The 21,522-nt window shown below is 40.7% G+C and carries 18 protein-coding genes; 7 read left to right on the top strand and 11 right to left on the bottom strand.

The genetic code is table 11. The features are described 5' to 3' along the window. The first annotated feature begins 321 nt into the window (after nucleotides 1-321). The gene (locus ACTHPA_RS11565; protein WP_440500421.1) at nucleotides 322-1,815 is read left to right on the top strand and encodes a peptide MFS transporter; all 1,494 of its coding nucleotides are present in this window, start codon (nucleotides 322-324) and stop codon (nucleotides 1,813-1,815) included. Between the two features lie 128 nt (nucleotides 1,816-1,943). Then, nucleotides 1,944-2,960: a DUF1646 family protein gene (locus ACTHPA_RS11570; RefSeq protein ID WP_440500423.1), complete on the top strand. Its 1,017-nt coding sequence runs from the start codon at nucleotides 1,944-1,946 to the stop codon at nucleotides 2,958-2,960. A gap of 56 nt (nucleotides 2,961-3,016) precedes the next feature. Here the strand turns inward: ACTHPA_RS11570 and ACTHPA_RS11575 are convergent, their stop codons facing one another. The 3 genes from ACTHPA_RS11575 to ACTHPA_RS11585 form a co-directional block, all read right to left on the bottom strand. Next, nucleotides 3,017-3,985: a proline dehydrogenase family protein gene (locus ACTHPA_RS11575; protein ID WP_440500425.1), complete on the bottom strand. Its 969-nt coding sequence runs from the start codon at nucleotides 3,983-3,985 to the stop codon at nucleotides 3,017-3,019. 115 nt (nucleotides 3,986-4,100) lie between these two features. After that, entirely contained in the window at nucleotides 4,101-5,807 is a 1,707-nt protein-coding gene (locus ACTHPA_RS11580) for a methyl-accepting chemotaxis protein (protein ID WP_440500426.1), read from the bottom strand. A 173-nt stretch (nucleotides 5,808-5,980) separates the two neighbouring features. Beyond that, the gene (locus tag ACTHPA_RS11585) at nucleotides 5,981-7,444 is read right to left on the bottom strand and encodes an amidase (RefSeq protein WP_440500427.1); all 1,464 of its coding nucleotides are present in this window, start codon (nucleotides 7,442-7,444) and stop codon (nucleotides 5,981-5,983) included. A 314-nt stretch (nucleotides 7,445-7,758) separates the two neighbouring features. Between ACTHPA_RS11585 and ACTHPA_RS11590 the strand changes: the two genes are divergently transcribed. Further along, nucleotides 7,759-8,658, top strand: a complete 900-nt coding sequence (locus ACTHPA_RS11590; RefSeq protein ID WP_440500428.1) for a diacylglycerol/lipid kinase family protein — start codon at nucleotides 7,759-7,761, stop codon at nucleotides 8,656-8,658. A gap of 174 nt (nucleotides 8,659-8,832) precedes the next feature. Next, a complete protein-coding gene (gene ilvA, locus ACTHPA_RS11595; RefSeq protein WP_440500693.1) occupies nucleotides 8,833-10,095 on the top strand; it encodes a threonine ammonia-lyase IlvA in 1,263 nt (420 codons plus the stop codon). Nucleotides 10,096-10,145: 50 nt separating this feature from the next. Here the strand turns inward: ilvA and dacB are convergent, their stop codons facing one another. Continuing rightward, a complete protein-coding gene (gene dacB / locus ACTHPA_RS11600; protein ID WP_440500429.1) occupies nucleotides 10,146-11,627 on the bottom strand; it encodes a D-alanyl-D-alanine carboxypeptidase/D-alanyl-D-alanine endopeptidase in 1,482 nt (493 codons plus the stop codon). Nucleotides 11,628-11,814: 187 nt separating this feature from the next. Continuing rightward, entirely contained in the window at nucleotides 11,815-13,233 is a 1,419-nt protein-coding gene (locus ACTHPA_RS11605) for an NAD-dependent succinate-semialdehyde dehydrogenase (protein ID WP_440500430.1), read from the bottom strand. Between the two features lie 164 nt (nucleotides 13,234-13,397). Between ACTHPA_RS11605 and selD the strand changes: the two genes are divergently transcribed. Further along, nucleotides 13,398-14,447 (top strand): selenide, water dikinase SelD, encoded by a 1,050-nt coding sequence (gene selD, locus ACTHPA_RS11610; RefSeq protein ID WP_440500432.1) that lies wholly within the window; start codon nucleotides 13,398-13,400, stop codon nucleotides 14,445-14,447. A 25-nt stretch (nucleotides 14,448-14,472) separates the two neighbouring features. Then, on the top strand, nucleotides 14,473-15,537 hold the full coding sequence (gene mnmH, locus ACTHPA_RS11615) for a tRNA 2-selenouridine(34) synthase MnmH (RefSeq protein ID WP_440500433.1): 1,065 nt from the start codon (nucleotides 14,473-14,475) through the stop codon (nucleotides 15,535-15,537). Nucleotides 15,538-15,555: 18 nt separating this feature from the next. Here mnmH and ACTHPA_RS11620 read toward each other — a convergent pair whose 3' ends face one another. Continuing rightward, nucleotides 15,556-16,854 (bottom strand): purine/pyrimidine permease, encoded by a 1,299-nt coding sequence (locus tag ACTHPA_RS11620; RefSeq protein ID WP_440500434.1) that lies wholly within the window; start codon nucleotides 16,852-16,854, stop codon nucleotides 15,556-15,558. Between the two features lie 60 nt (nucleotides 16,855-16,914). Further along, nucleotides 16,915-17,625: a DUF421 domain-containing protein gene (locus ACTHPA_RS11625; RefSeq protein WP_440500435.1), complete on the bottom strand. Its 711-nt coding sequence runs from the start codon at nucleotides 17,623-17,625 to the stop codon at nucleotides 16,915-16,917. 141 nt (nucleotides 17,626-17,766) lie between these two features. On the opposite strand from ACTHPA_RS11625, the gene ACTHPA_RS11630 reads away from it, so the two are divergent. Next, nucleotides 17,767-18,243 carry a general stress protein gene (locus ACTHPA_RS11630; protein WP_440500436.1) on the top strand — a complete coding sequence of 159 codons (477 nt, stop codon included), beginning with the start codon at nucleotides 17,767-17,769 and terminating at the stop codon, nucleotides 18,241-18,243. Nucleotides 18,244-18,291: 48 nt separating this feature from the next. Here ACTHPA_RS11630 and ACTHPA_RS11635 read toward each other — a convergent pair whose 3' ends face one another. The 4 genes from ACTHPA_RS11635 to ACTHPA_RS11650 form a co-directional block, all read right to left on the bottom strand. Beyond that, complete coding sequence (locus ACTHPA_RS11635) at nucleotides 18,292-18,849, bottom strand: DUF420 domain-containing protein (protein ID WP_440500438.1); 558 nt, start codon at nucleotides 18,847-18,849, stop codon at nucleotides 18,292-18,294. A gap of 151 nt (nucleotides 18,850-19,000) precedes the next feature. Continuing rightward, a complete protein-coding gene (locus ACTHPA_RS11640; protein WP_440500439.1) occupies nucleotides 19,001-19,750 on the bottom strand; it encodes an amino acid ABC transporter ATP-binding protein in 750 nt (249 codons plus the stop codon). Nucleotides 19,751-19,793: 43 nt separating this feature from the next. Next, nucleotides 19,794-20,453 carry an amino acid ABC transporter permease gene (locus ACTHPA_RS11645; protein ID WP_440500440.1) on the bottom strand — a complete coding sequence of 220 codons (660 nt, stop codon included), beginning with the start codon at nucleotides 20,451-20,453 and terminating at the stop codon, nucleotides 19,794-19,796. A 63-nt stretch (nucleotides 20,454-20,516) separates the two neighbouring features. After that, the gene (locus ACTHPA_RS11650) at nucleotides 20,517-21,299 is read right to left on the bottom strand and encodes an amino acid ABC transporter substrate-binding protein (protein WP_440500441.1); all 783 of its coding nucleotides are present in this window, start codon (nucleotides 21,297-21,299) and stop codon (nucleotides 20,517-20,519) included. Nucleotides 21,300-21,522 lie beyond the last annotated feature (223 nt).

A 21,522-nucleotide genomic window follows, 5' to 3' on the forward strand; every position in this document is an offset into this window, starting at 1 on the left:
ATCTTCATGATAGCTCATATTCAGTTGTTTTTGAACGTTGACGTCCTGCTTATATTTGAAATCAAAGTAAAATAATACAAAGCTCGTAATTCCGGTCATCACTTGAAGTATCGGCTTTGGCCCAATGGGTATTATAATGTTGTCTCTATTACAGTAGTCCTAGGTAAATTTTCTTTTTAAATATAATTTTAAAAATATAAGATGTGTCTGAAAACACTCTATTATCATGATAAAAACAAATTTTAAAGAAGGCATTTTTATTTTGACAATATAATTAATTTATCTATATAATAATGAAATACTAAAGGAGGCAACATTTCAATGTCACAAATAACGAAAGAGCAAATTGTTGAAAGCGTTCCCCAAAAAGGATTCTTCGGACATCCTAAAGGGCTTTTCACGTTATTTTTCACAGAATTTTGGGAACGTTTTTCTTATTACGGAATGAGGGCAATCCTCCTCTTCTATATGTATTATGAAGTGACCAAAGGCGGACTTGGGATAAGTGAAACGACTGCCCTCTCAATCATGTCCATTTACGGGGCTCTTGTCTATATGTCCGGTATTATCGGTGGATGGCTTGCTGACCGTGTATTCGGTACTTCCAAGGCGGTATTCTATGGCGGAGTATTGATTATGATCGGTCATATTGTCCTTGCAATGCCGGCGGGAGCAACTGGCCTTTTCATCTCGATGGGACTGATCGTTCTTGGTACAGGCCTTTTAAAACCGAACGTTTCAAGTATCGTTGGCGATATATATAGCAAAGAAGATATTCGCAGAGATTCGGGCTTCAGTATTTTCTATATGGGCATTAACATGGGAAGCTTCATCGCACCTTGGATTGTTGGGACAATCGGATTGGAATACAACTTCCACCTTGGTTTTAGTCTTGCTGCTGTTGGTATGTTTTTCGGTCTTCTCATGTTCGTCTATACGAAGAAGAAGAACTTGGGACTCGCGGGAACTCAAATCGCCAATCCATTAAAACCAGAAGATCGGAAACGTTTCTTCTTAACGATTTTAGCCGCAGTAGTAGTCTTAGGCGTACTTGTTGCTATCTCAATTCCTAATGGTTGGCTTACGTTTGACTCGTTCATCGCATTGGTAGGGATCCTCGGGTTCGTAATTCCTTTCTGCTATTTCGTTGTCATGTACAGAAGTGACAAGACAACACCGGATGAAAAGTCACGAATCATCGCATATATTCCATTGTTTTTGGCTGCAGTTATGTTTTGGTCGATTGCTGAACAAGGATCAACCATTTTGGCATTGTATGCAGATAAGCGAACAGATTTGGATGTTTTCGGATTCCATATCTCACCTGCTTGGTTCCAATCATTGAATCCATTATTCATCATTGTTTTAGCACCAGTATTTGCATGGCTATGGATTAAAATGGGGAAACGTCAACCGACAATCCCTCAAAAATTCTCATTTGGAATTCTTTTTGCAGGACTTTCATTCATCGTTATTCTGTTACCTGCGTATTTCGGTGGCGCGGATACACTTGTCAACCCACTTTGGTTAGTCCTCAGTATTTTCATTGCAGTGTTAGGTGAACTATGCCTTTCTCCTGTAGGATTATCCGCAACGACAAAATTAGCGCCAGCAGCCTTTTCTGCACAGACGATGAGCTTATGGTTCCTTTCGAACGCTGCAGCACAGGCTTTGAATGCACAACTTGTGAAATTTTACTCTGCCGAAACAGAAATGATGTATTTCGGGATCATCGGCGGTGTAGCGATTGTATTAAGTTTAATCCTATTTGCAATTTCCCCCATCATCTTGAAATATATGAAGGGCGTTCATTAATACAATTTAATCATCTTTGAAAGCAATACCGCTTGCGGTATTGCTTTTATTTTCCAATAAATATTTTTCTTAATAAAGCGATATAATAGAATAGAAAGTAAATTAAATAATGGAAAAGGGGAAAGATTATGATTGTGGGTTTGTCTATCATCTTAGCGTTAGTTTTATTCCTGCCCTTCACAATCCCATTTGTTGAACGCAACTTGGAAGTATTCCTCTTCATCATGGGAATTGCGGCGGTCGTAGTGAGCGGAGTATTGAATAAGGATTTGGTTTTAAAGGCGTTGGAGGATCCAATACATATAACGATTGCTGTCATCGTGGCGGGTCTTATTTTCAAATGGCTCAAAAAGCCTTTTGAAAAAGGAATCGAAGGTGTGAGCCGGATCATTCCTTTTAAACTCTTTTTAGCGCTAGTCATTATTATTCTCGGAATCATTTCAAGCATCATCACCGCTATCATTGCAGCTCTCGTTTTAGTCGCCATCGTCAGTGTTTTAGAACTTGATCGCAAATCGGAAGTTCGGTTTGTCATCCTTGCCTGTTATTCAATTGGAATGGGCGCTGTGTTGACACCGATCGGTGAACCGCTTTCAACAATTGCAACGAGCAAACTGAATGAGGACTTTTTTTATCTTCTAAAACTTATTGGCCCAGATGTTATCCCGGGAGTCATCGCTTTCGGCGTATTGGCAATGTTCTTAATCAAGCCTTCGAAAAAGACGGGGGGCTTGAAGGCGAACCAAGGGGACGAATCATTAGTGGATATCCTTATCCGCGGGTTTAAAGTTTACCTGTTCGTCATGGCATTGACATTATTAGGCGCAGGATTTGAGCCGTTCATTAAACGATTCCTTCTTGACCTAAACCCGTATATCCTTTATTGGATCAATATGATTTCGGCTGTACTCGATAATGCAACGCTCGCAGCAGCAGAAATTAGCAGCGAGATGGACGAGCCTACGATTAAAGCGATTTTGCTAGGGTTACTTATTAGTGGCGGAATGCTAATACCAGGTAATATCCCTAATATTATCGCCGCCGGAAAATTGAATATCAAAAGCGTTGAGTGGGCGCGATTCGGTGTTCCAATCGGCTTGATTGCAATGGTAATCTACTTTATTGTAATTGTTATTTTCGGATAAACAAACAGGTGGGAAGATACGATTTGATTCGTTTCTCCCCACCTGTATTATTTAGTTTATTTCTTTTTCGTTAGGCGTCCGAGCAGGAATGCACCAGCCGCTAAACCAATCATCGTATTCGTCTTTTTCGTAAACACTTGTTTCACGACAAGATTCATATTTTGTGGTCTTTCCGCAAGTCGACGCATGAAATAGCCGTACCAGTCTTGTCCGAAAGGAACGTACGTACAGAAGTTGTATCCTTCTTTCGCGAGTTCCAATTGCATTTCTTTCCTGAAACCGTATAACATTTGGAATTCAAACTTATCGTTTGAAATATTATTGTCTTTGACGAATTGTTTAACATGATTGATGACATTATGGTCATGCGTTGCGATTGACGTAAATTTACCGTTCAATAAGTGCCATTCAATCAATTTAATATAGTTTTTGTCGATGTCTTGTTTATCTTGGTAAGCATATTCGGCAGGCTCTTTATAAGCTCCCTTGACGATCCTGAGACGGTAATTCTTATACTTATGCAAGTCTTCTTCCGCCCGGAAAAAATAAGCTTGAATGACTGTACCGACATTGTCGTATTGTGTCGACAGCTCGTCCAACAAGTTGAATGAAGGTAGGAGACGTGCATAGTCTTCCATGTCAAAATTGACAAAAAGACCGTATTTATTTGCCGTAGCGACGATTTCCTCTATGTTTTCTTTACAGAAATCATAGTCGATATCTAAACCTAGTTGAGATGGCTTCAATGAAATATGCGCATCCACTTCATTCTCATGAATAGCTTCAATGACTGCGAGAATCTGTTCTTTCGCTGCGAGTGCTTCCTCTTTTTCATAGACGAATTCGCCTAAGTTGTCTACAGTACAAGAAATTCCGTGTTTGTTCAATTCTTTGATGCTCTCAATTGTTTCAGTAATATTTGTTCCCGCAACAACGTTTTGAGCGCCTAATTTCAAGCCGTATTTTTTCGCCGCACTATTCAAAAATTGATTTTGGGATAGGCCGATAAAGAAATCTTTTAACATTTCCATTTCTCCTCGATAAAAAATTATTTACATCATGCATTATAACATAGCCTCCACAATTGACCATCAAATTAAGCAAGAAGGAAATTTTAGAGTCTTCCCGCTTAACTGGATGCTATAGGTTGAACTGCCCAACCATTTTTTCAAGCTCTTTAGCCATACCATTTGTTTGCAGCGATCGCTGTGACACTTCGCTGATTGAAGCGGTTGTTTCCTCCGTTGCAGCAGAAATATTATTCGTTTTATTCTCGATTTCTTGCATTGCCGTTGTTAAGTTAGTGATCAAATCTACTACTGAAGCTGATTTCTCTGCTTCTCTACTCATTAATTCGGAAATTTGATTAATTTCCTGAACTGTATTTGAGACTGCTGCGGCAATATTGCTTAGCGATTCTGAAGTGAGTTGCGCAGTCCGGCTACCTGTCTCTACTACTTTCGTACTTTCCAAAGCAGAGACCTCAACTTGTCCAATTGTAGTTGTTATATCATTGACGATATTTTCAACTTGCTGCACTTCCAGATTGGATTGTTCGGCTAGCTTTCTAACTTCTTCCGCTACTACCGCAAACCCTCTTCCATGTTCACCAGCTCTGGCAGCCTCTATTGAAGCGTTCAATGCCAATAAATTCGTCTGTGCAGCAATGCCTGAAATTGAATTCGTTATTTCTTGTATTTTACTCGTTGACTTGATAAGTTCTTGAATTGTTGAACCAACATCAGTTGAAGACTGTCTAATTTTATTCATGTCCTGGCTAATATCGTTTGCAAGCTGTTGCCCATCTTGCGCAATTCTCATCGTTAATTGGGAATTGGCAGCTACCTCATCTGCCCGCACTTTAGAATTTTGCAAGTCGGCTGCAAGTGAGCTCAGGATGGAATATGCATTTTCTGTATTAGTTGTGCCTTCCGTGACACTTAAAGCAACATCGTTCATATTGTCCGCAACCATTTCAATTGCTCCGTTCATTTCACCTAATGCCGAAGCGGTCGTTGAGGAATTCTCCATTAGCTTATGCGATGTATCCTTCATCGTTCCGATCATAGTACGCAAGTTTGACGTCATCGTATTCAATGTGTTAGCAAGATCCCCAACTTCATCCTTGGAACTCACATCTACATTTCCAATGTTCAAATTACCGTTCGCAATTTCTTTCGCATGACCGATTAATCGGGAAATCGGCTTTGTTTTACGGCGGATAAGCATAATTGTAACGAAGGCTGCAATTAGTACTGGAATGATGCTAATAAGTATGCCATCACGAACAACTTCCCATGTCCGGTCTGCTACGATGCTCGCATCAAAATCAATTACGCTGATTGCGATAATCTCTTTAGACGGGTCGTGATCTTTGAAGATTGGCGCATACCCGGACAATCTTTTCATGCCAGCAAAATTATACGGTTCTGAATAAGTTGGATGTTTCATTTCCAGCAGCATGGAAATTGCTTCTTCATCCAACGGTATTTGATCTCCCGCTTCGATACCTTTACTAGCTAAATTATCATCAAGTGCCATAAGTTTGCCATTTAAATCAACGACGTATTGCGTTTCAAAAATGTCTTTATGTAAAACTGTCCAATTCAATTCTTTGCCTACTTTTTCAATCGTCGCTTTATCTCCTGCCAATGCATTTTCAATGTCATTAGGCAGTAGTAAACCTGTCGTTATGCTTGCACATCCATAGGCCTCTATACCTGCTGCATCGTAAAGCTTATCGTATGCCGTCTTATACGTGGCGACAGATGTGATAGCAAGCATCGCGATAAGAATGCCGACTATTATGGTGCCTAATTGGAAAGTTAGGCTATTTCTTTTATTCATCAATTCTCTTCCTTCCTGTTACTAATCTATCATTTGATGATAGAACTAACTATCTAAATGATACATGATTTCATATACATTTTCTTTATCTTTTTTCATTTAATTAGTAATCCATAAAAAAAGATGAAGGAAGTTGATTGCTTCCTTCATCTACTTAACTTTTTTACACTTCTTTATTCAGCCCTAGAGTAGCCTCCAAATTGTTTTTCAAGAATGGATCCGAGCGAAAAGATGGCATCCTCGTTGCCGTTTTTGCTAATGATCTGTAGTCCAATTGGCATTCCTTCATTATCCCTTCCTACGGGTACTGTCAACGCAGGTAACCCCCATGTATTTGCATATGCGACAAACGGCATGTATTTCATGAATGTCTTTTTAATTGAAAAAATCTCGCTATAAACAATGCCGTGAGGGGGAGCTGCAGTATGATAAACCGGCATGATAATTAATCGTTTTGTTAAGTAATCTTCTAAGAATTGATCTCCTTCGTCTAATAGATTTGATATTTCATCTATCCTTTTTGCCGACGGCTTGAACAATGCAGCCCCGATTAATGCCCACGATAAATAGCGATGAACAGTTGCGGTTCCATTCATTTTTTCTTTTATAAACGCAGCTAGCGGACTGCCTTTTTCATTTCCGAACGCTACTTTCCGGGTGGATTCCCCTCCATCGATCGACATGATTTCCTGCCAAAGAAGCGCTGATTCTTTCATATAGGGTACTGTTTCCCTATCCGTCTTATAATGATCCTTCAAGAAAAGATAGACGCTGTTTACTAATTTTATTGTTTCATCGGACATTGGGAACTCGGTTGTACGAAAAACATTTATTGAAAAATCGGTGATTCTCTGCTCTTCGATTTGGTGGTCAGCTATGATAGAATACAATAGCTTTGCATCCCTTACTGTTTTCGTCATCGGTCCAATGCCAAGCATCCTTTGTTGCCATGGATCATCCACAAATGGAAAACTTCCAACTTGGGACACTTGCCCTTTTCCTGATTTAAATCCAATGACACCATTGAAATGGCTTGGAAACCGGATTGAACCTCCTATGTCCGATCCAATTCCGGCCGCCGCCGCGCCAAGTGCAATCGCCGCCCCCTCTCCGCCGCTTGAACCGCCGACTGTCCGACTTAAGTTCCATGGATTATTTGTTCTACCATACAATTTATTATCCGTCTCTTGGCAAAAGCATAATTCAGGTGTGTTTGTCTTACCTAGTATAATTGCCCCTTCAGCTTTCAACTTTTTGACAATATGCGCGTCTTCTTCCTGTACGGAGTTTCTCCTTGCAAGCAATCCGCCGGTCGTTTGCATTCCGGCAACATCAAATGATTCTTTCATGCTCATTGGAACACCAAATAACATCCCTACCGCTTCCCCGTTCGATAATGCCTCGTCAGCCTGTGCCGATTGTTCCATTGCAGCGGAAAAACAATCTTCCACTAAGAAATTAACAGATGGATTTTTTTCTTTTATTCTTTCAATGAAAATAGAAGTGACTTCTGAAACGGTTATTTCCTTGTTCCATATCATCTTTCGTATATGTGTAACATCTGCATCTAATATGAACTCCACCTTCTCCATTCCCCAATCCCGCCCCTCTGTATTTAAACTATTCATTAAATTCATTATAATGAGAGACTCCTAATTAGACAAATGAAGAAAGCTCCTTTCCTAGACGGGAAAGAAGCTTAGACATATTACATAAGATTAACGAGAATGATTATAAGTATGATGAGGCATGATACCCCTAAAGCGACCCATAGACCGGTATCGGGCTTATCAGGTCTGCTATCCCATTTCTGCATGATATCCTCTCCTTTTCATCGCAACTCATCATTAAGGATTTCCCGTCTTTCAAAAGTTTAAAACAGACTAATCATAATTCAATTATTCCTTCAGTTGGATTATACTAAACTAGTAGAAAGGAATGGGGGCGTCACATGTATGTATTTATAATTAATCCCTCGTCTGGTAAAGGCGAGGCACTTGCAATTTGGCACGAAATTAATCCAATATTAATCGCTAAGAATATATCCTATGAAACACATATATGCATCTCTCCCGAATTGACACGCACGTATATGATAGAAAAAATTGCTTCACAATCAATTCGGGCTTTCATCGTTATTGGCGGCGATGGAACCGTAAGCTCCGCCCTTCAACAATTGGTCAATACGAATATTCCACTCGCTATCCTCCCTGCTGGATCTGGAAATGATATCGCCAGAAATTGTAATCTTGTTGGAAAACCGGTTCATTTTGTCGAGAAATTGATCATTGGTGAAACGAAAGCGATAGATCTACTATATGTGAATGGATTGTATGGAATAACAGTCGTCGGTGTCGGAATGGATGCGAAGATTGGAATGAGAGCTGATCGCTCCAGTTATAAAAAATGGCTTAATCGATTCGGTTTCGGTTCTTTTACTTATACAATTGCCGCAATCATTGAGCTGATGACTTTCAAGCCATACCGTGGCAGTTTCTTTGTCGATGGAAGTCTAACTCTCCAAACTAACTTATGGCTAGTTGCGAATGGTAATATGAAAATGTATGGAGGTGGTCTAATCATTTGTCCTTTTGCAGATCCTCAAGACGGACTAATAGATGTGACTATCTTGCATAATGCGAAACGCTGGAATGTTATGACTAAGCTTTTTCCTAAACTTTTAAAAGGCCATCCTATCTTTGAGAAAGAAGTGACCTATTTGAAAGGAAAGGATATTAAAATTGAAGGAGAACATAAATTACCTTATATCGTTGATGGAGAAATATTCTTCTCTACTCACATTCACCTTTCCATTCAACCAAGAGCTTTGAAACTTGTCGTCACTTCTTAAAATTTGATATTCCTATAAAGAAAACGCTTACATATTTAATTGAATAATTCGTCTTGAGAAATTCATTCAAATTAATCGGCAATTATGAACAATCTTATGTTCTGCTTCGGTGTTTCATGTTAATATAATAAAATATTCATTTAAGTTACCGGAGGGAACGAGCATATGACAAAGATGGCTAAAAGTGAAACAAAGACAGTACAAGTGGAAGATATCCTGATCGCCAATCAATTGCTAAAGGATGTAGTAATTCATACACCTTTGCAAAAAAATGAGAGGCTGTCCGAAAAATACGGTTGTAATGTCTATATTAAGCGGGAAGATTTACAATACGTACGCTCGTTCAAATTACGCGGTGCCTATTATAAAATCAAGCGGATTGAAGCAGAAGCCCGCGAAAAAGGGATTGTCTGTGTAAGTGCCGGCAATCATGCACAAGGTGTCGCTTATGCATGTGCTCAATTGAAAATTAATGGCAAAATCTTCATGCCACAAACGACACCGAAACAGAAAGTCAATCAAGTGAAAATGTTTGGCAAGGATTTTGTGGAAATCATCCTCGTCGGTGATACATTTGATGATTCATCTGCCCACGCAGTGAATAGCGCGGAACAGGAGGATCGCATTTTTATCCATCCATTCGATGACAAGGATATTATTGCAGGGCAAGGGACAGTAGCTGTTGAATTGATGAACGACATTGAAGAACCGATTGACTTCGTTTTTGCAAGCATCGGCGGAGGCGGTCTCATGTCGGGTATTAGCACATATATTAAAAACCTATCCCCTAATACAAAGATGATCGGAGTCGAACCGGAAGGGGCTAGCAGTATGAAGGCTGCTGTCCGAAATGGAGCTGTTACGGCTTTAGAAAGTATTGATAAATTCGTCGATGGTGCCGCCGTTAAATGTGTAGGCAACCAAACGTATGAAATATGCCGGAAATATATCGACGACATTTTAAGTGTACCTGAAGGGAAAGTTTGCACCGCTATTTTGGATTTGTATAACGAGCATGCTATTATCGCTGAACCTGCAGGTGCTTTGCCAATTGCCGCACTCGATTTCTATAAAGATCAAATCAAAGGGAAATCAGTTGTTTGTATCATTAGCGGAGGGAATAACGATATTGGACGGATGCAGGAAATTAAGGAGAAATCCTTATTATATGAAGGTTTGCTATACTATTTCATCATCAATTTCCCTCAACGCGCAGGCGCATTGCGTCAATTTCTCGACTCTGTGTTAGGGCCGGATGATGATATTACAACTTTTGAATATACGAAAAAGCATAATAAAGAAAATGGACCTGGCCTTGTCGGCATTGAATTGAAAAGAAAAGAAGATTATGCTGGTCTACTGCTCCGAATGGAACAGAACGGCTTCCCGTTCACCGAAGTGAATAAAGATAGCACGTTATTTGAACTCCTTATTTAATTACAAGGAAAACCCACAAACGGCAATAGCGCCGTATGTGGGTTTTAGTTTTATGGTGTCGTAGCAATGACGGTAGCGATTTTATCAATTGCAGGGAGTGCATTCTTTCTTTGCCCTTGTGTAAGGACGCTAAAAATCAATGTTTCCCCACTTTTAGTTTCGACATAGCCCGCCAATGAATTCACTTGGTTTAAACTACCTGTCTTCGCAATGACTTTCCCTTTTACAGAAGCACTCGTCAGCCTATTTTTTAACGTACCGCCTACAAAACGGTCATTCATTCCTGAAACAGGGATAGCTTGTACGAAACTTTTGTACCACGGAGCTTGCCGTGCAATATATAGCAATTCTGTCAGTTGCGCAGAAGTTACTTTGTTTTTATGAGACATGCCGGATGCATCTTCAAAACTCCATTCAGCTGTATGTAGACCGACGGATTGTCCAAATTCTCGCATTACACGAAGACCCGCATTCCAGCTGCCTTCCCCATAAACCTGTTTGCCCATCGTCTTTGCCAATATTTCTGCATGTGTGTTGTTACTTAACTTCATGAATGGCTTCATCAAATTCTTCAATGGCATCGACTGTCTGGATGTAAGGACCTTGGCATTCTGCGGGGTGCTTCTTCTTGTCACTTTGGAAGGTTTGGTGAATGTGATTCCTTTTGTTGCTAGCGACTTTTTAAATACATCAAGTGTATAAGCTGTCGGATTAGAAATTGTAACCCATTCTTTTTTTCCAGCATTTCCAACTGGTACATTTCCTGTAATGATAATATTATTCGTTCCATATTGTCGCTTGATCGACAATGTGTTTTTATAGCCTTTCGGAACCGTCTTACTTTTGTTAATGATTGTGACGATGCCCGTGTCAGGCGTTAATGTAACTTTGGCTTTATACCCTTTCTTAGTCGGACTAGCGTTGACAATGACAGTTCCGGCATCATAATCAGTGTTTGGAGATAATGTTAATCCTGAAATTTGAGCGGCATAGTAAAAGGTTTCATCACTTTTATCAATTCCAGGTGAAAGACGGACTGAATCGAACCAACTATCATCTCCTACAAGATCGCCATTCACTTTCCTTATCCCGAGCTTAGCCAGTGTTGCAGCAAATTGATCTAAATCCTTTTTCAAAAGAGTCGGATCCCCTTCGCCACGCAGATAGAGATTTCCGTTCAATACCCCTTTGGAAATAGATCCGTCCGTAAGCAAATCCGTCTTGAATCGGTATTCTTCACCGAGCGTTTCCAATGCTGCCGCTGATGTGAGCAGCTTCAATGTAGAAGCTGGCGTCACTTTGTTATCTGCATTGGCCTCATAAATTATTTCTCCCGTCGATGCCTTTCGCACTGTGACACTACTTACGACAGATTTCATTGAATCTCCCAATAAGACAGCATTAATATTTCTTTCCAACTTATCATACGAAGCTGAAGCTTGAACCTCCTTTTGCCAAGGAGCAACTGTGAACACGGTAGCAAACGACATGAAAACAGCCATGAAAATCATAGCGGTTCTTTTGAACAACAAATCATTTCCCCCTTCTTCTTTGATGTCGTTTTCAGTCTACCATTTTATTCTAAGTAAATAAATAGATTTCGAGATAAAAAGTATTTTTTAATAATATCTATGCAACTATAAATTTTCTATTATTGATAAACTTACAATAAAAATGACAAAATAAGACACCCATAGTAAATGGATGCCATCCTAAATATTATAAACCTACCGAGATATATTTTATTTCAATATATTCATCTAAGCCATGGTGCCCGCCTTCCCTGCCGAGTCCGCTTTGCTTAAACCCTCCGAAAGGCGCTTGTGGAGTCGATGGGAGTCCATCATTTAAGCCGACGATTCCATATTCCAAACGTTCGCTCAACCGAATGCCCGTTGAAATGTTCTCTGTAAATACATATGCCGCCAATCCATAAATCGAATCATTCGCTCTTCTGATCACTTCTTCCTCTGATGAGAAAGTTGTAATCGGCGCAACCGGACCGAACGTTTCTTCCTGCATACATACCATGTCATCCTTGACACTACGTAATACAGTCGGCTCGTAGAACAAGCCTTCTTTCCTTGACCCGCCGACGGCTATTTCCGCACCTTTCGCTTGAGCATCATCGACATGTCGTTGTACTTTTTGGATTGCGTCTTCATCAATAAGAGGGCCGATTGTCACACCTTCATCCTTGCCGTTTCCTACTTTCAATTGTTTAATTCGCTCAACCAACTTCTGTGAAAAGGCTTCTTCGATTGCTTCGTGCACATAAATTCGATTGGCACATACACAAGTTTGTCCAGCGTTCCTGAATTTTGCGGCAATAATCCCATCCACGGCTTTATCAAGATTACTGTCTTCCATAACAATTGCCGGTGCATGCCCACCTAATTCCAAAGATATTTTCTTCACTGTATCTGCCGCACCGCGCATTAACAGTTTCCCGACTTCGGTAGAACCGGTAAATGTCAGCTTACGTACCCGTGTATCCTGCAGCCAAACATCCCCAATTGAACTAGCGTCACCTGTAACGACATTTACAACACCAGCAGGAATACCAGCTTCCAATGCCAATTGAGCTAACCGTATCGCAGTAATCGGAGTCTGTTCCGCTGGCTTGATGACAACCGTGCAGCCTGCAGCCAATGCAGGGGCGACTTTTCTAGTAATCATCGCTGCCGGAAAATTCCAAGGGGTTATAATTGCCGTTACGCCGACGGGCTGTTTATGAACGAAAATCCGTTTTCCTGTATGGCTGGAAGGAATCATTTCACCATAAATTCGCTTTGCTTCTTCTGCGTACCAAGAGATGAAGCCGTTTGCATATGTGATTTCTCCTTTTGCCTCGGCTATTGGCTTCCCTTGCTCTTCCGTCATTGTCCGAGCCAGATCATCCACATGACTTTCGATCAGTTCATACCATTTCACCAAGTAAGAACTTCTTTCATAAGCGGAGAGCGTTGACCATTTATAAAACGCATTGTTTGCAGCTTCAACTGCCTGATGAGCTTCCTCTTCAGCTCCATACGGAACCGTTGCGATCAGTTCTCCAGTTGCAGGATTCATGACATCAATTGTACCAAGACCTTTCCCGACTTCTTTTCCGTCAATGATCATAGAATATGCATTCATCTCATAACCTCCTCCAATTTATATATACAAATGTATCATTATTTTTTCTTGAATTCCTTCCAAGCGGGTTGCATAGTGAGAAATTGTTTCGAATCGTCTTACAATGTACGTTCGTATCTATTGTGCTAAACTATTTATTAAAAAGATGAAAGGCGGTAATGAGGATGGAAACATCGAACCAGGTCAAATTGACATCACTTACAACAAAAGGAGGATGTGGCTGTAAAATTGGACCCGCAGACTTAGTGCAAGTTCTTCAATCCCTTCCTCCTGCCGTCTCCAATCCAAATCTTCTCGTCGGTCTCGATACGAGTGATGATGCCGGTGTTTATAAATTAACGGACGACGTCGCAATCGTCCAAACACTTGACTTTTTCACTCCGATTGTCGATGATCCTTATGATTTCGGCCAAATTGCAGCAACGAATGCTATTAGCGATGTTTACGCAATGGGCGGAACTCCGATCACCGCTCTAAATATTGTGGCTTTCCCCATAGCCAAATTGGATAAAAGCATTCTTACCGAAATTTTGAGAGGTGCCGGAGACAAGTTAAAAGAAGCTGGAGTTACTCTTGTCGGCGGGCATTCCATTGACGATCAAGAGCCTAAATTCGGCTTAGCGGTAACAGGCACTGTGCATCCCGAAAAAGTCCTTACAAACGCCGGTGCGAAAGCAGGAGACAAGTTAGTGCTGACAAAGCCCATCGGTGTCGGAATTTATACTACTTCTTTAAAACACGGTGCTCTTTCTAATGAAGAAATTGAGCGGGTGACTTCAATAATGACGACTTTGAACAAGACTGCGTCAGAAGTGATGTCTAAATATGAAGTTCATGCGGCTACAGATGTCACTGGATTCGGCTTGCTTGGACATGCGACAGAAATGGCTAAAGCAAGTGGGATAGGCATCCGAATTATTTCAGAGCAAGTACCGATTCTTCCTCGCACAAAAGAACTAGCAGAAGCAGGAAGAATACCAGGCGGTACAAAAAGCAACTATGCCCACGTCGATGATGCGGTCACTTATGCTGATAAACTTGATCAATTGGACCGTTATATTTTATGTGATGCGGTCACTTCAGGTGGCCTGCTAATTTCAGTTTCAGCAAACGATGTAGATCAATTAATTGACGAGATGAATAAAAAAGGCGTCCATGCAGCCATCATAGGGGAAGTAACTTCAGTGCATTCAGGAAATATCCATGTTGACTAACCCTTATAATAGAAGGTGATTGAAATTGATTCGTGATATAAGTTTACAAGACCTATTTTTATCGGTCGAAAAAGAGCCGCATACAATTATTGATGTCCGTTCTCCGTCAGAGTATAGGGAAGCGACTATACCAGGCAGTATCAATATTCCTGTCTTCACCGACGAAGAACGGGCAGAAATTGGAACCCTGTACAAACAGGTCGGGAAAGAGACTGCTACTGAACGGGGGCTGGAGATTTTCTCAGCGAAACTCCCCTCTTTCATACAGCAATTTAAGAAGATAGAAACACCTATGACAGTATTTTGCTGGCGCGGCGGTATGAGAAGCAAAACAGCCGCGACCGTCCTTGATTTAATGGGCATTCAAGCAAACCGATTAAGCGGTGGAATCCGAACATATCGCCAATGGGTCGTGAAAGAGTTGGAAAAAGAAGCATTCCCTCCTCGTTTTATTGTGTTGAATGGATATACTGGATCGGGCAAGACAGCTCTTTTGAATCGGCTAGCAAGCACTGGTTTTCCTATTATCAATCTTGAACAGCTCGCCGGACATCGCGGCTCTATTTTCGGTCAAATTGGACGTGAACCAAATAACCAAAAAAAGTTCGATTCTTTGCTGATCCATGAACTTCAAAAAAAGAAAGACAAACCTTTCGTCTATATTGAAGGAGAGAGCAAACGAATCGGCAAAGTGCTGATTCCCGCATTCCTATTTGACAAAAAGAAAAATGGAATCCATGTTTTCATCCATCTACCGATAGAGGAACGGGTAAAAAACATATTGGCTGATTATAATCCATGGAATGCTGGTGATAAATTCATCGAAGCTTTTAATTTAATTAAACGGCGCATCCATGTGCCTATCGCGAAAGAAATAGAAGAAAAGTTACACAAAGGTGAATTTAAGGGAGCAGTTACATTATTGCTTGAAAACTACTACGACCCCCGATATGAGTATTCAACGACAAAACATCCTCAAGAAAACGACTTTGTCATCTATGCAGACTCTGTTGATGATGCTTATGAACAATTATTGAAGCTTGACTTTACTTCTGAGAAATTGAAATCTAAAAAGGCTGCCAATCACTGAAGTGATCGACAGCTTTTTTCATTGCAATTTTTCTATCCGGCGTTCATTCCACATAAAGAATTGTTCAATTATAATTGCAATAATTGTACCTGTAATTAAGCCATTCGATAAAACAGCTACAATTGCATTCGGCAAACCAGACATGCTTTCCTGCGGAATAAACATGATACCCACGCCTATCATTAAACCAATGGCTGACACTTTATAGGCACGATCTTTCTTCGGCTCGGCAGCAAGCTCATAGAATGCCATCTCTACCATTTTCGTAAATATTGCAAACGTGACTGCGTATGCAACCGGTGCAGGCAGTACAGCAAACACAGACATGATCGATGGAATGAGTGTAACTAGAATAACAATAATGCTTCCCGTTATGAACGGCGTAAGCGACGCCATTCTTGTTGCACCAACAAACCCCGCTGCACCTGAAATCGGGACTGGCCCGATTGCTGAAAAGATTCCTGCGAATATATGGTTGATTCCTGAAGCGATGGAGCCTTGTTTCATCCGGTCAGGCGGCGTTATGGAAAAAGATTGTTTCAGTAAGCTTTCCATAACACGGATGGACGCCATCATATTTGCAATCAATAAAAGCGTAATAAAACTAGCAGTAATGAACATGCCGCTATCCCAAACCGGTTTCCCATACACGAATAAATCGGGAAGTCGAATAAATTGCCCGCCTTCAAGCGTTACACGATCCGCCTTTCCGATTATCAGAAAGAGAATCCAACCGAATCCGATCGACAATAGGACGGAATACCTTGAGACCCAGGGCACTTTATGGTTCATCGTACTGAACGTCATAAAGACAACCGCTAAACTTCCGAGGAATATAAGGCCATCTATCTTGCCTCCAGCACTTTCAACACCAACCATTCCCTTTAGGAAAGTACCACTTAATTGCAAAATGAGCAGCATCAAATATGTAAATGTAACTGATGGAGTGAAAAGATCTTTCATTTTAGAAATCATTCCACTCATAGCCAATAAGATAAACAAGAAGCCGCTGACAAGCATTCCGCTTTGCAAAGCTTGCAACGCATCCTCGCCAGTAGGATATACGATACCTACCATTCCTGCATAGATGACGAAAATCCCCCACCATAATCCCGCTGGTCCTTCATTGATCGGCAAACGATGACCGATAAAAGCTTGGACGAGACATGCGATGCCGAGAACAAACATCGTACGTTGAACGAATAGGGCGGTTTCAGCAGCCTCCATTCCAAACCCATGGGCGATTGCAATAGGAGCCGCAATTGAGGATGCGATTAAAAAAACCGCCCATTGCAACCCTCCGACAACTATTTTCATAAATGCACCTCTCACCCGAATACGATTCGGATACAATTTTGATATAGTGGACAATATCGATCAGCTCGGCTGATGTCCATTCAATTCTATAGTATCAGCAAATCCTTTAATGAAGAAACCATCAGTCTTCGACCATTCGCAATAGAGAATTTCCTTCGCTTGATTATAACCTTTTTCGCGAATCTCTGTCTGCAGCCATTGCTCGGACTTTCCGATAGCATTCAATACTTCCGTCTTCACTTCCCCTTCATCAATTAGCAGAACACTTGGCTCTTCCTCCTTTTTTCTAATATCCAAATCATCCGCTACAACTGGTTTATATTTGGCGAACGAATTGATCGATATTTGTCCACCGGGTTCGATATACATATCACGCACTTCCCTTAATGAAAAAATTCCTTGTTGACGGAGCATCGTCCGGACTTGCTCCATTTCCAGTTGATTTTTTTTAAACGCTTTCTGATTGATTTTTCCATCTGAAATCAATTGGTCTGGCTCTCCTTTTAGAAGAATGCGCAATGGATTGAAGATAGATACCAATTTCTCGATAGCGAATATGGATAGTGCCCATACAACCATGGAGAATAGGAACATCCATATACTCGTTTTATTATCATATAAAGTTTCTTCTAGAATTCCCCCGAACATTATTAAATAAATGATGTCATAAGGCGTCATCTCGGCCAAATGCTTTTTCCCTAAAAGCCGGATGACGACCATAAAAGTAATCAAACCGATAACGAGTTTCATTCCATTTATAAAATAATCCATTTCTATTCCTCCTCTTCTGTAGTTAGTTAAATACCCGGTATCGACGTTTTAAATCTATTTCAATGTTTTAAATAGAATTGATTGGGTATTTTCTAGAATAGCACTCACCTAGAATAAAAAATTATTAGGAGGCGTTTTGAAATGGTACAAAGACACGTGGTAGGTTATTATGATACTGAATCGGAAGCTGTTGCTGCAATCGAGGAATTGAAAAGACAAGGATATAGTTCCAATGATATTTCTATCATTAGCAAAGATAGAGATCATGTAGATAACATCGAAGAACAAACTGGAACCCATGCTGCAGACGGCGCGGCGACAGGGGCTGCAACGGGTGGTTTGCTTGGCGGCCTTGGTGGTGTGTTAGCGGGTATCGGAGCGCTTGCTATTCCCGGAGTCGGCCCGATCATTGCAGCAGGACCAATCGTAGCAGGGATTACTGGAGCAGCTGCAGGAGCAGGAGTCGGCGGACTCGCTGGAGCATTGATCGGTATGGGTATTCCTGAAGAAGAAGCAAATCGCTATAATGATTACTTTAATGAAGGCAAAATTCTTGTATTAGTAGATGGCGATTACACAGCCACACGCTTGGACTATCCCGATCGCCCGCTTATCTAACAAACGAAAAAGGCTGTTCCCTCTCAATGGGAGCAGCCTTTTTTTATTTTAATAATAGGGAGAAATCAATATGTAAACAAGAACACCTGTAAAGCTGACGTATAGCCAAATCGGCATCGTCCAGCGCACTATTTTGCGATGACGTTCATGCTCCCTGTTCCAAGCCCTAGCAACACTTGTTAAAGCAAGCGGAACGATTGCCGCTGCGAGAATTATATGTGTGATGAGGACAAAATAGTAGATTCCAGCTAAAATGCCGCTGCCGCCATATGGAGTGGACGGGGACAAATAATGAAAAGCTACATAAGTAACAAGGAATAAAGCAGTTGTGCAAAATGCGGCATAGATGAATTTTCGATGGACATTTACATTCTTCTTTTTAATAGCAATGAGTGCAGCTACTAAGAAAAAGAACGTAAAGGTATTGAAAATTGCATTCATCAACGGAAGGATCGTAACATCAAACGCATCAAAATCCTCCACACCCTGCCTACCCGATAATAAGCCAATAATACCAATTAATACGACCGATAAAATGATAATCGCCGGCCGATAATTTCTTTTTTTGAAAGGCTTCCCGCCAATTGAATCTGCGGTTTGATTCATTTAAACATCTCCTTATACAGTACATACTTAATAACCGTAGTGTATCATATTTTACTCCTCCCTTACGCCAGTTCACATTGTTGTCGAAATGAAAAGCAGCCGGGTATAGTTTCCCGACTGCATAGTTGCATTTCTTGTTTTATTCTACAGATCACTTGAATATTGTTCGGTGTAAAAATGCCTTTGTCCGATCCATTTGTGGATTGCTCAATAAATCTACGGGACTTCCTGATTCCACAATCTCACCTCTATCCATGAAAATCGCTTTATTTGCTACATCCTTTGCAAATTCCATTTCATGAGTTACAACAATCATGGTCATATCTTCCTGAGCAAGATCTTTCATGACACGAAGTACTTCTCCCGTCAATTCCGGATCCAAGGCAGATGTAGGTTCATCAAACAAGAGAATTTCAGGTTTTCTCATTAATGCACGGGCTATAGCCACCCTCTGTTTTTGACCGCCGGAAAGCTTGGAAGGCAAAACATCTGCTTTGTCGGAAAGGCCAACTTTCGCTAATAATTCCATACTTAATTCACGGTTTTGCATTGCACTTCCTTGCTTAAGAAGCTTTGGCGCAAGTTCAAGATTTTCAACTACAGTAAGATGCGGGAACAAATTGAAATGCTGAAAAACCATTCCCATATTGGATGTAATCTGTTTCACTTGTTGAGGTTTCGAATAAATTCCATCCTTTACAATATAGTTTCCGTTGACCGACACACTTCCCCCGTCCAATTCTTCTAAATGGACTAGACTCCTGAGCATCGTACTTTTCCCCGATCCAGATGGTCCGATGACTGCGATTACATCATTTTTATTCACTTCAAAACTAATCTGTTTTAGTACTTCAAGGGGACCAAATGATTTTCTTATATTTGTCACTTCAAGAATTGCCATGAATTACACTCCTCTTTATCAATCCTGCATAACTGTATAAAAGTTAATCGAACCTCAACCGTCTTTCCAACCATTTGAAGAACATTGTCAAACATAATGTAATAAGAAGATATATGACGCCTGCCAACAAGAAAGGAGTTATTGTAAAGTCACGGTTGACGGCTGTTTGCGCGAAATGCAGCAATTCAGGCACCGCCACTGCGTAAAGTAGGGCCGTATCCTTCACTAGCGTAACCGACTCATTTGCAACAGAAGGCAATGCAATACGGAACATCTGTGGAAGAACAACTTTTCTCATCGTCTGCCATCGATTCAATCCAAGCACTTGTGCGGCCTCATATTGGCCTTTATCAATAGCGAGCAGACCGCCACGAAAAATCTCTGCGAAGTAGGCCGCATAATTTAAGATGAAACCTAAACATGCTGCGACAAACCGATCAAGTACTAAATATTCTCCGATGACGGGAATAAGCGGCAAGCCGAAAACTATGAATAACAGTTGCAATAAGAGCGGTGTCCCACGCATTAAGTAAATATAAGTATTCGCCAAATAAGCTAACGGCTTAATAGAGCTCCTCGCAATAAGGGTTAACATGAAGCCAAGCGGAATGGATACTATGATGGCAACGATAAATAAAATTATCGTTGCTTGGGCTCCCTCCAGCATCGGTTTCAAGATGGATAAGAAATAATCGATAGACATATGATAACTCCTTCTAAAAAGCAAAACAGGTTTTCTCATCGAAAACCCGGCATGCTCGTTTCATTATTTAAGTACTTTATCTTCCCCGAACCATTTCGTGGAGATTTCTGCCGCACTGCCGTCTTCATTCATTTTATCTAAAGCGCCTTGTAATTTTTTGAGCAATTCCTCATTGCCCTTTTTTACACCGACTCCATATTCCTCAGGCGCTAAAGACTCGTCCAACACTTTAAAAACGCCTTCTTCTTTGGACATATAATAATCGATGACAACTTCGTCAATGACTACTGCGTCGACACGGCCTGATTTTAAGTCTGATAGGGCAAGAACATTGTCCGCATATTCCGAAATCGATTTGATGTCAGATTGAATCGGGTTGTCGCTTAATGCGTCCGCAGCCGAGGAAAGTGCTTGCAACCCAATTTTTTTACCGGATAAATCATTGAGTTTAGCGATGTCGGAATCAGCTAATGTTGCTACTACTTGTGCATTTTTCAAGTACGGCTTTGTAAAAAGCACTTTGCCTTTTCGTTCATCCGTTATCGTATACCCATTCCAAATCAAATCGATTCGTCCACTGCTCAATTCAGTTTCTTTTGTTTTCCAATCGATCGGTTGAAATTTTGCTTCCATCCCCATATGTTCAGCTGCAGCTTTCGCATATTCAATGTCGAATCCAGTGAGTTCGTTGTTCTCATCACGGAAACCCATTGGAGCAAATTTATCGTCCACACCGATGACGAGAACGTTCTTCCCTTCTGAGCCTTCTGTTTTTGACTTACCGCAACCAGTCACGACAAGCAATGCAACTATTGAAATGATCATTAATGTCATATATTTTTTCATTGTTATCTCCCCTTTTCATAGTCTCACTTTAACACTTTAGTCTGTTAACGTATTGATAATATACCACGGTTTCTCTATAAAGAAAACCCCTTTATAAATTTTCGAAATCTTCGTTCACTAACAATTCCACTTAGTATATGATTGGTCAACGTTTTGATTCTGTCGAAAAAGGAAATTGAAGAATATAGGATTACGTAAAGCATACGTAAGAAACATAAAGGAG

This window comes from Sporosarcina sp. SAFN-015 (genome assembly GCF_051966875.1).
Classification (GTDB): Bacteria; Bacillota; Bacilli; order Bacillales_A; family Planococcaceae; genus Sporosarcina.